10 protein-coding genes are annotated in these 10,094 nt (G+C 64.5%); 4 read left to right on the top strand and 6 right to left on the bottom strand.

Features of this window, described 5'->3' with window-relative positions:
* Positions 1-86 precede the first annotated feature (86 nt).
* Together AC3WRI_RS13735 and AC3WRI_RS13730 are read right to left on the bottom strand one after the other, a co-directional pair.
* Complete coding sequence (locus AC3WRI_RS13735) at positions 87-377, bottom strand: type II toxin-antitoxin system YafQ family toxin (RefSeq protein WP_011617903.1); 291 nt, start codon at positions 375-377, stop codon at positions 87-89.
* The gene (locus AC3WRI_RS13730) at positions 364-630 is read right to left on the bottom strand and encodes a type II toxin-antitoxin system RelB/DinJ family antitoxin (protein WP_010810750.1); all 267 of its coding nucleotides are present in this window, start codon (positions 628-630) and stop codon (positions 364-366) included. Before AC3WRI_RS13730 ends, AC3WRI_RS13735 begins: the two co-directional genes overlap by 14 nt.
* Before the next feature lie 281 nt (positions 631-911).
* Between AC3WRI_RS13730 and AC3WRI_RS13725 the strand changes: the two genes are divergently transcribed.
* Positions 912-3,074, top strand: a complete 2,163-nt coding sequence (locus AC3WRI_RS13725; protein ID WP_011617904.1) for a TonB-dependent siderophore receptor — start codon at positions 912-914, stop codon at positions 3,072-3,074.
* Positions 3,075-3,130: 56 nt separating this feature from the next.
* Here AC3WRI_RS13725 and AC3WRI_RS13720 read toward each other — a convergent pair whose 3' ends face one another.
* The 4 genes from AC3WRI_RS13720 to AC3WRI_RS13705 form a co-directional block, all read right to left on the bottom strand.
* Positions 3,131-4,108, bottom strand: a complete 978-nt coding sequence (locus tag AC3WRI_RS13720) for a Bug family tripartite tricarboxylate transporter substrate binding protein (RefSeq protein WP_010810752.1) — start codon at positions 4,106-4,108, stop codon at positions 3,131-3,133.
* An 83-nt stretch (positions 4,109-4,191) separates the two neighbouring features.
* Positions 4,192-5,007, bottom strand: a complete 816-nt coding sequence (locus tag AC3WRI_RS13715) for an enoyl-CoA hydratase (protein ID WP_011617905.1) — start codon at positions 5,005-5,007, stop codon at positions 4,192-4,194.
* On the bottom strand, positions 5,004-5,747 hold the full coding sequence (locus AC3WRI_RS13710; protein WP_010810754.1) for a FadR/GntR family transcriptional regulator: 744 nt from the start codon (positions 5,745-5,747) through the stop codon (positions 5,004-5,006). The genes AC3WRI_RS13715 and AC3WRI_RS13710 overlap by 4 nt, the downstream gene beginning before the upstream one ends.
* A gap of 65 nt (positions 5,748-5,812) precedes the next feature.
* Positions 5,813-6,994, bottom strand: coding sequence for a CaiB/BaiF CoA transferase family protein (locus tag AC3WRI_RS13705; protein ID WP_010810755.1), 1,182 nt, complete (start codon positions 6,992-6,994; stop codon positions 5,813-5,815).
* Between the two features lie 308 nt (positions 6,995-7,302).
* Here AC3WRI_RS13705 and AC3WRI_RS13700 point away from each other — a divergent pair, with 308 nt between their 5' ends.
* From AC3WRI_RS13700 to AC3WRI_RS13690, 3 genes are all read left to right on the top strand, one after another.
* Positions 7,303-8,826 carry an NCS1 family nucleobase:cation symporter-1 gene (locus tag AC3WRI_RS13700; RefSeq protein ID WP_041688251.1) on the top strand — a complete coding sequence of 508 codons (1,524 nt, stop codon included), beginning with the start codon at positions 7,303-7,305 and terminating at the stop codon, positions 8,824-8,826.
* A 58-nt stretch (positions 8,827-8,884) separates the two neighbouring features.
* Entirely contained in the window at positions 8,885-9,619 is a 735-nt protein-coding gene (locus AC3WRI_RS13695; protein WP_010810757.1) for an aspartate/glutamate racemase family protein, read from the top strand.
* 38 nt (positions 9,620-9,657) lie between these two features.
* A partial coding sequence (locus AC3WRI_RS13690) for a polysaccharide deacetylase family protein (RefSeq protein ID WP_492293452.1) occupies positions 9,658-10,094 on the top strand: 437 nt, incomplete at its 3' end.

Raw genomic sequence — 10,094 nt, 5'->3', positions numbered from 1 at the left:
AAAGCATGCGCACGGCGTCTGAAACCGTCAGTCCCATCGCTGATCGTGCCGCGCGCTTTTCATTTGCTGGCGGTCTGGACTGCGCGTTACATGGCCAGCTCGCTATGCGACCCAAGCCGGACAAGTTGCAGTGTCCAAGGGTCTGGCTTCCGATAGATCAGCAAAAGGTCTGGCCGAACATGGCAATCCCGGAAGTCCTTCCACTGGCCGCCAAGCGCATGGTCGCGAAATTTGTCCGGCAGCGACATGTCACTCGCCAAGGCAGTCAGGATTGCAAACCAGTCACCAGCCGGGCTTTGCAGCAGCGCCTTGAACGGCCCTTTGAGTTCGCGCTTGTAATCGCGCTTGAATTGGGTCGTCCGTTCAATCGTCCTCATCGTTGAGATCCGCCATCAGGTCGCTCACCGACCCGAACTTGCGGAGGCCACCGGCCCGCGCCTCTTTTAGCGACGCAATGGTTGCTGGATTGGGAGTCATCAGTTCCACAGGCAATGCCTTTTCACGTGCCACGCGCGTCAAAAGCATGCGCACGGCGTCTGAAACCGTCAGTCCCATCGCTTCCAGAACGATCGCGGCCTCTTCCTTGATTTCAACGTCGATACGGGCTCGGACAAAGGTCGAAGCGGACATGACAGGCTCCTGCGAACAATAGCGAAGTGGAGAACGGATAAGTGGACATCTCGACCAGTTTGAGATTTGTCCACGCCAATTGTATTCACATTGTAGCTCATATGAGCTACGTCGCCCAGTTTGATGCCGCCCCGTTGTTTTCAACCACAAGGCTCATTTGGCGTCTTGACGCCCCATCCCAACGCTAGCATCATTCGGTCTTTTCATAAATGCGAATTATTCGCATTTGTACCTACATTTACATACAGGCTTGCCTGTCTCCTGCCCCGGCGGGTCCCCTCATGAATCGTCAAGTCATTCGCGCCGCGCGCCTGCGCGCACCCATGCCCCGCCATCTCGCCGTGCTGGCACAACTGGCTGTCGTGGTCGGCTTTCCGGCAACCGCCGCGCTGGCACAGCAAGCCGCGGCGCCGGCGGATGCGCAGTCGCTGCCCGCGGTGACCGTCAGCGCCTCGGCGGTCGACGATTCCGGCCTGCAGCTTGAGAAAAAGGCCAGCACCGGCGCGCTGGGCTCGCGCACGCAGCTCGACACCCCGTACTCCACCACCATCGTCACCGGCGAAGACCTTGCTGAGCGCCAGGTGGCCAAGCTGGGCGATGTGTTTGCGATGGATGCGTCGGTCAGCGACAACGGCAACGGCTACAACAGCTGGTCCAGCTACCTGAGCGTGCGCGGCCTGCAGATCGACTGGCAGAACGGCTTCAAGATCAACGGGCTGCCGTTCGTGGCCTACGGCATCACGCTGCCCTACGAGCACATGGAGCAAGTGGAACTGCTCAAGGGGCTGCCGGGCTTCATGTACGGCTTCGCCACCCCGGGCGGCATCGTCAACTACGTCACCAAGAAGCCGACCGACACCTTCTCCGCCTCGTTCGAACTGGGCTACCGCGCCGCCAATGTCTGGAGCGAGCACGTCGACCTGGGCGGGCGCGCCGGCCCGAACAATATGTTCGGCTACCGCCTGAACGTGACGCACGAGGAAGGCACGCCCTACAACGCGCGCAATATCAAGCGCGACAGCGCCTCGCTGGGCCTGGATGCGCGCCTGACCAGGGACCTGACCTGGACCTTCGACTCGATCTACCAGGACCGTCGCGCCACTGGCCAGATGCCGTCGTTCAGTCTGTGGAGCTACGGCGACACGGCCCTGCCGGCCGCGGTGTCCGGCCGCATCCGCAACTTCGCCGGTGCCGACCAGCACCTGAACACCAACCTGCAGCTGTACAGCACCGGCCTGCGCTACCAGATCAATCCGGACTGGGCGGTGAGCACAAACTACAGCTTCACCAAGGTCAACCGCAGCCGCAACGAAAGCACCTACAACCTGCTGAACCAGGCCGGCGACTACAGCGACCAGCGCTACGACACCGCGCAGAACCAGCAGGTGGGCCAATGGCAGGCGATGCTGGAAGGCAAGTTCCGCACCGGGCCGTTCGGGCACCAGCTGGTGGCGGGCCTGTCGTGGCAGAAGCAGATCGACCGCTATGACAACAACGGCTTCGGCGCCGTCATCGGCGCCGGCAATATCTTCGAGCCCAACACCAACACGTACTTCAGCTCGACCGCCTTCAACAAGGTGCGCAACAGCGACATCACGCAGAAGTCGGTGTTCGCCAGCGACACCGTCCAGCTGAGCGAGCGCTGGTCGGTGCTGGCCGGCCTGCGCGTGACCAACTTCGAGCAGAACGGCTACGTGCCGGTGAGCTCCAGCTACAGCAAGAACGGCGTGGTCACGCCCACGCTGGCGCTGATGTTCAAGCCCGTGCCCACGGCCACGGTCTACGCCAGCTACGTGGAAGCGCTGGAGCCCGGCTCGATCGTGCCGGATGGCTACACCAACGCTCGCCAGCTGCTCAGCCCGATCCGCAGCAAGCAGTATGAAGTCGGCGTCAAGGCCGACCAGGCCGCCTGGAGCGCCACCGCCGCCGCCTTCCGCATCGAGCGCGGCGCCGAGTACGACAGCATCAACGGCGGCGTGCCGACGCGCCAGCAGGACGGCACCTCGATCTACCAGGGGCTGGAACTGGCCGGCGTGTACCGGCTGGGCCCGCAGTGGGAATTCGGCGCGAGCGCGATGTACCTGGACTCGTACTACGACAAGGGCCTGGCCAACAACGGCAAGCGCGTCGCCGGTGCGCCTGACCTGGTGCTGGCCGGACGCATCAGCTACCGCGTGCCGTTCGTGCCCGGCCTGCGCCTTGGCGTCGATGGCAAGTACACCGGCAATACCAAGCTGAACGCGGGCAATACGCTGGAGGCCGGCGGCTACACGGTGTTCAATCTCGGCGCGAGCTACAACACCCGCGTCGCCGGCAAGGACCTGACGCTGCGCGCCGCGCTGAATAACGTGACCAACAAGCGCTACTGGGGCTTCCAGTACGAGAACTACATCCAGCCCGCGGATCCGCGCAGCGTGAGCCTGACGGCGAAGATTGCGTATTGAGATTGGCCGGACTGCAAGGCCGCCCGCAGAAGCCCCGCTTCTGCGGACGCCTGCCTTCAGTCGACCTTGACGTCCAGGTCTTTCACGACGCCAGCCCATTTGGCCAGCTCGGCGTTGACGAAGCGGCTGAGTTCGGCCGGGGTGCTGCTTGCCGGCGTCGCCCCCTCCCCGTTGAAGCGCTGAATAAGCTTCGGCGATGCCAGTGACCTGGCGACGGCCCGGTTCAGCGCATCGATCACCGGCTGTGGCGTATTTTTCGGTGCCAGCAATGCATTCCAGGTATTGATCTCGAAGCTGCCGAAGCCCGGCACTTCACGCATGGCGGGAACATCCGGCAGCTGCGGCGACCGCTCCCTGGTGGTCACGGCGATGGCGCGCAGCCTGCCGGCCTTCACCTGCGGCAGGGCGCCAGGCAGCGTGGCGAAGCTCAGTTGCGTCTCGCCGGCGATCACCGAAGTATTGGCAAGCGCTCCGCCCCGATACGGCACATGCACCAGCTTGGCATTGGCGCTCTGGGCAAACATCGCACCGGCCAGGTGGACCGGCGAACCGTTGCCGCTGGATGCGTAGTTCAGCTCTCCCGACTTCTTCCGGGCCAGCGTCACCAGGTCAGGCACGTTCCTGGCGGGCAGGTTCGGGGTCGTGATCAGCACGAGCGGGATCGAGGCGACCATGCTGACGGGCGCAAAGCCGCTGACCGGCTCGTAGCCCAGCGTTTTCTTGTACAAGGCTGGGTTGATGCCGTGGCTCGACACGGTTGCCATGAACAGCGTATAGCCATCCGGCGCCGACTGCTGCACATAGGCGGCGGCCGAGTTGCCGGCCGCGCCGGGCTTGTTCTCGATGATCACCGACTGCTTCAGCTCGCTGGCCAGTTGTTCGGCCAGCGCCCGCGCCAGGATGTCGGTGGTGCCCCCGGCCGCATAGCCCACCACGATACGGATGGGCTGTTGCGGATATTGGGCCGCCGCGTGCCCTGCCAGGCCCAGGCCGGCCACGGCCATCGCGAGGACAAGCCTCTGCTTCGTGTTCATGCCATATCTCCTCTCTTTTGTATGTGTCCCCACGTCATGCGTGGCGGTATTGCCGATATTCCCGGATCGCCGGGATGTAACGCTTATTGGCCCTTGAAGACGGGGCTGCGCTTTTCGGCGAAGGCGCGCTTGCCCTCGCGGTAATCGTCGCTGGCGAAGCACTGCATGACGAGCTGCTGCATGCCCGCGATATCGACCTGCGGGCCCAGCTGCTGCAATTGACGAATCATGCGTTTGCCGGCGCGCAGCGTGAGGGGCGCATTGGCGGCAATCTGGTCCAGGCGTGTCTGCAGCGTCGTGTCGAGGTCGGCCGCATCGGTCACGTGATGGACCAGGCCAAGGGCCTTGGCGTCCGCCGCCGCATAGCGGTTGGCGGTCAGGAAGATTTCGAGCGCATTGGCGGCGCCGACCGTGCTGACCAGATTCCGGATTGCGGTGAGCCGGTAGCCCAGGCCGAGCTTGCCGGCCGGAATGGCAAAGGTGCTGTCGGACGACGCGATCCGGATGTCACAGCACAGCGCGATATTCAGGCCGCCGCCGATGCAATAGCCCTTGATCCTGGCGAGGGTCGGCTTGGCGTGGTCGTAGAGGGCCAGCTGGGCAGCCTCTGCCACTTGCTCATAGGCCGCGACGGCCTCTTCGCCGGAGCGCAGGTTGTCGAACTGCGCGATGTTCGCCCCGCTCACGAAGGCGCGCTCTCCGGCGCCAGTCAGCACTATCGAGCGCACTTCGTCGTCCTGCTCGAACGCTGCGAGCGCCTGGGGCAGTGCCGCCCACATGTCGAATGAGACGGCGTTGTGGCGGCCAGGGTCGTTGAAGGTAATCCAGCCGGTGCGGCCGCGTTTTTCCACCAGCAGGGTATCGGTAATCTCGCCTTGCAGTATGCGTGTCGTGGTCATGTTGTCTTTCCAGGCGCTCGGGCCTTATGTCTTTCAATACCGTTGGTCAGGTGGTAGCGCATGGCGGCGCGCGCCTGGTCGGCGTTCCCCGCGGCAATGGCGTCGAAGATCGCGTGGTGCTCCTGCTCGACTTCCGCGATGCGCGTGGTCCCGGTCGAGGTGGAACGCAGCGTGCGCACGGAGTCGTGGAGCACATGGCTCAGATGGGCCATCAAGCGGATGAAGTACGGGTTGTTGGTCGCATTGCCCACAGCGAGGTGAAAATCGAGCGCGGTGTCCGCGCCCTTTTCCCAGTCTGCGCCCGCTTCATCGACCTTCGCCAGCGCCAGTCGCAGCGCCTCCAGCTGCGCGGGCGTGCGGAACCGCGCCGCCAGCGCGGCCGCGCCCGATTCGATCTCGACGCGCAGCTGGAAGACATGCTCGAGCGCATCCTCATGCAGCAGCTCGTCGGTGACGATCTCGAAGTTGCGCTGCCCGATGCCCTGCGCCACGAACGTGCCGGTGCCGCGCCGGGTTTCAACGTAGCCGGCCAGCTTCAGGCGCGCGATGGCCTCGCGCACGACATTGCGGCTCACGTCGAACGCGGTGGCCAGCTCGTTCTCCGTGGGCAGCTGCTGCCCGTGGGCCAGGGTGCCGTCCAGGATGCGCTGGCGGATCTGGTGCGCGATCTCGTCGGGCAGGTTGTCCGGCCGGCGCAGGCTCGTGAATCCGCGAATCTCCATGCCAAGTTGGGCCTTCATCAGAATCTCCGTCATGTCCGTGGCCCCGGAAGCGGGGCAATCATGGCGGATATGGTAGCGCCCAATCAGATGACCCCCTGCGCTGCAAGCGCTTCGATCCGCGCGGAATCCAGGCCGAGCAGCGAGCGGTACACGTCGTGGTTGTGCTCACCGCTCTCCGGTGCCGGCGCCAGTTCGCCCAGCGAGGTCCGGCTCAGGATCACCGGCTGGCCGACGACGGAGATCGTGCCCAGCCTGGGGTGCTCGATGGGCTGGCTCATGCGCAGATGTTCGACCTGCGGATCGGCGAAGGCCTCGTTCATGCTGAGGATGGGGCCGCACGGCACCCCTTCGCGATTCATGCGGGCGATCCATTCCTCGGTGGTGCGGGTGCGCGTGCGCCCGGCGATCGCGGCGTTCAGCGCCGGCCGATTGCGGGCACGCAACGGCACCGTCAGGAAGCGCTCGTCCGCGATGAGTTCAGGCACCTCAAGCACCTTGCACAGCCGCGCGAAGATGTCGTTGCCCATGGCGGCAATATTCATGTAGCCATCCTGCGTCGGGAACACGCCGGTCGGGCTGCTGGTGGGATGATCGTTGCCGCTCTGGCCCGGCACCTCGCCATTCATCAGCCAGCGCATGGCCTGGAAGTCCATCATCCACAGCTGCGATTGCAGCAGGGAGGTCTGCACCCACTGGCCCTGGCCGGACACTTCGCGTTCCAGCAGCGCCACCATCAGGCCGATCGCGCAGAACAGACCGGCGGTCAGGTCCGCAACGGGAATCCCCGCGCGCATCGGTCCGCGCCCGGGTTCGCCCGTGACCGACATCATGCCGGAGATCCCTTGCGCGATCTGGTCCAGACCCGGGCGCTCGTGGTACGGACCATCCTGCCCGAACCCCGATACGCTGCCATAGACGATGCGCGGATTGACCTTGCGCAGCGACTCATAGTCGATGCCCAGCTTGAACTTCACGTTGGGCCGGTAGTTCTCCACCACCACATCGGCCTTGCGCACCAGCTCCAGGAACAGCGCGCGCCCCTCCGGATGCTTGAGGTTGAGCGTAATGCTCTGCTTGTTGCGATGGGTGTTCTGGTAGTCGGCAAACTGCGCCGAACCGCCCGGCTTGTCATCGGGCGCCTGGCCCGGCTCTTCGATCTTGATGACGGTCGCCCCCCAGTCGGCGAACTGGCGCACGGCGGCCGGACCGGAGCGCACGCGCGTGAGGTCGAGTACGGTGAATCGGGAAAGCGGACCATGCCCCACAGTTGTCTCCAATTTTGTCTCTTTTCCAGGCCATCTACAGATGGGATGTTGGACATCCTATATTCAGGATTCGCACGAATCAAGCCGGGGGTAAACCCCTGAGGACATTCCGGATTGGGCGAGAAGACTTCAGGGAAAGCGAATGTTGACAATCACGAATCCGTGATCTACAACATCGTCTACACACTAAATCAATTTTGTAGACAATTTTGTAGTCAATAAAAAGCAGCTTTCCACCGGCGCACACCAAAGAGCCCAACGGCCGCATGTCGCCTATCGTCAAGACACACATCTGCCAGGAGACTCAGATGATGCAAACGACCGCAACCCCCGCCGACGCACCGCAGGTGCAGGCCGGGCATGCCGCACACGGCAACGCCCTGATCAAGCCGGGGTATGACGAACGCCTGACCAATGAGGACCTGGCGCCGCTGCGCAAGCAGACCTGGGGCACCTACAACATCTTTGCCTTCTGGATGTCGGACGTGCACAGCGTGGGCGGCTATATCACCGCCGGCAGCCTGTTCGCGCTGGGGCTGACCAGCTGGCAGGTGCTGGTGTCGCTGCTGGTCGGCATCCTGATCGTGCAGTACTTCTGCAACCTGGTGGCCAAGCCCAGCCAGGTGACCGGCACGCCTTATCCGGTGATCTGCCGGGCCTCGTTCGGCGTGCTCGGCGCCAATATCCCGGCGGTGATCCGCGGGCTCATCGCAGTGGCGTGGTACGGCATCCAGACCTACCTGGCTTCCAGCGCCTTCCTGGTGCTGGCGCTGCACTTCTTCCCCGCGCTGGCGCCCTATGCCGACGTGAAGCTGCACGGCTTTGCCGGACTCTCCACGCTGGGCTGGGCCGCATTCATGGTGCTGTGGGTGTTGCAGGCGCTGGTGTTCTGGACCGGCATGGAGACCATCCGCAAGTTCATCGACTGGGCCGGCCCGGCGGTGTACGTGGTTATGATCGCGCTGGCGATCTGGCTGGTGAACAAGGCCGGCTGGGAGAACGTCAATTTCACGCTGAGCTTCGTCAAGTACACCGGCTGGGAAGCGGTGCCGGTGATGCTGAGCGCGATCGCGCTGGTGGTGTCGTATTTCTCCGGCCCGATGCTGAACTTCGGCGACTTCTCGCGCTATGCCAAGGACTTCAAGTCGGTCAAGCGCGGCAACTTCTGGGGCCTGCCGGTCAACTTCCTGGGCTTCTCGCTGCTGACCGTGATCACGACCTCGGCCACGCTGCCGGTGTTCGGCAAGCTGATCACCGACCCGGTGGAGACCGTCAGCCATATCGACAGCACCTTCGCCATGCTGCTGGGCGCTTTCACCTTCATGACCGCGACCATCGGCATCAATATCGTCGCCAACTTCGTTTCGCCGGCATTCGACTTCTCCAACGTCTCGCCCAAGCACATCAGCTGGCGCACCGGCGGCATGATCGCGGCCGTGGCTTCGATCTTCATCACGCCGTGGAACCTGTACAACAATCCGGCGGTGATCCACTACACGCTGGACGTGCTGGGCGCCTTCATCGGCCCGCTGTTCGGCATCCTGATTGCGGACTACTACCTGGTGCGGCGCCAGCATGTCGACGTCGACGACCTGTACACGCTGAACCCGCGCGGCCGCTACTGGTACCGCAACGGCTTCAACCCGGCGGCGGTGGCCACCATGATCCCGGCGGCCATCATCCCGATCCTGTGCGTGGTGGTGCCGGCCTGGCAGTCCGCGGCCAACTACAGCTGGTTTATCGGCATGGGCATTGCGCTGGTGCTGTACCGGCAACTGGCGCCGCGCATGATGCCCGGCCACTTCGGCAGCCGTGCCGCCAGCCAGGCCTGAGCCCCGGAACCATTCTTTCGACTGCACGATTTCGACCGCACTTAGCAGAGCCGCGTCTATGAAGCTGAAGATCATCAACCCCAATACCACCCAGAGCATGACCGACAAGATCGGGCAGTGCGCCGTCGCCGTGGCGGCACCGGGAACGCGCATCAGCGCGGTCAGCCCGCGCATGGGACCGGCTTCCATCGAAAGCCACTATGACGAAGCCCTGTCCGTGCCCGGCATCCTCGACGAGATCCTGGCCGGCGAGCAGGAGGGCGTGGACGGCTACGTGATCGCCTGCTTCGGCGACCCCGGCCTGTACGCCGCGCGCGAGGTGGCACGCGGGCCGGTGATCGGCATCGCCGAGGCCGCCATGCATATGGCCAGCGTGGTCGGCAGCAGCTTCAGCGTGGTGACCACGCTGGCGCGCACCTGCAATATCGCCTGGCACCTGGCCGAGCGCTACGGCATGAAGCGCTTCTGCAACAACGTGCGCGCCTGCGACCTGCCCGTGCTGGAACTGGAGCGCCCGGGCTCGGACGCGCGCCGCATCATCACCGAGGCCTGCCGCCAGGCGCTGGTTGAAGACCGCAGCGAATGCATCGTGCTGGGGTGCGCCGGCATGACCGACCTGTGCGACGAGATCGCCGACGCCATCGGCGCACCGGTGATCGACGGCGTGGTGTGCGCGGTCAAGATGGCCGAGGCGCTGGTCTCGGTGCGCCTGGGCACCAGCAAGCGCGGCGACTGGGCGCGGCCGCTGCCCAAGGCGTATGCGGGCATGCTGGCCCCTTATGCGTTGAACTGAACCGTATGACTTCCCGATCCAATTCCGACTCCACCACCATGCTCCAGTCCCGCTATCCACGCGATCTCATCGGTTACGGCGCCCGGCCGCCGCACGCCCGCTGGCCGGGCGGTGCGCGCGTTGCGCTGCAGTTCGTCCTCAACTACGAAGAAGGCGGCGAAAACTGCGTGCTGCACGGCGACGCCGCCTCCGAGCAGTTCCTCTCCGAGATCGTCGGCGCCGCGGCCTACCCCGACCGCCACATGAGCATGGAGGGCATCTACGAATACGGCTCGCGCGCCGGCGTCTGGCGCCTGCTGCGCGAGTTCGAGAAGCGCGGCCTGCCGCTGACCATCTTCGGCGTGTCGATGGCGCTGCAACGCCATCCTGAACTGACCCGCGCCTTTGTCGAACTGGGCCACGAGATCGCCTGCCACGGCTGGCGCTGGATCCACTACCAGGGCATCGACGAAGCCACCGAGCGCGAGCACATGCG

Source organism: Cupriavidus sp. FW305-27 (assembly GCF_058787995.1).
The sequence above is the reverse complement of the archived record's forward strand: the minus strand, read 5'-3'. Positions and strand labels throughout refer to the sequence as shown.

Excerpts from the sequence above, each read along its gene's own strand:
- AC3WRI_RS13720 (WP_010810752.1), bottom strand. The coding sequence starts at position 4,108 with ATGAACACGAAGCAGAGGCTTGTCCTCGCGATGGCCGTGGCCGGCCTG.
- AC3WRI_RS13730 (WP_010810750.1), bottom strand. The coding sequence starts at position 630 with ATGTCCGCTTCGACCTTTGTCCGAGCCCGTATCGACGTTGAAATCAAG.
- AC3WRI_RS13710 (WP_010810754.1), bottom strand. The coding sequence starts at position 5,747 with ATGAAGGCCCAACTTGGCATGGAGATTCGCGGATTCACGAGCCTGCGC.
- AC3WRI_RS13715 (WP_011617905.1), bottom strand. The coding sequence starts at position 5,007 with ATGACCACGACACGCATACTGCAAGGCGAGATTACCGATACCCTGCTG.
- AC3WRI_RS13725 (WP_011617904.1), top strand. The coding sequence starts at position 912 with ATGAATCGTCAAGTCATTCGCGCCGCGCGCCTGCGCGCACCCATGCCC.
- AC3WRI_RS13695 (WP_010810757.1), top strand. The coding sequence starts at position 8,885 with ATGAAGCTGAAGATCATCAACCCCAATACCACCCAGAGCATGACCGAC.
- AC3WRI_RS13700 (WP_041688251.1), top strand. The coding sequence starts at position 7,303 with ATGATGCAAACGACCGCAACCCCCGCCGACGCACCGCAGGTGCAGGCC.
- AC3WRI_RS13735 (WP_011617903.1), bottom strand. The coding sequence starts at position 377 with ATGAGGACGATTGAACGGACGACCCAATTCAAGCGCGATTACAAGCGC.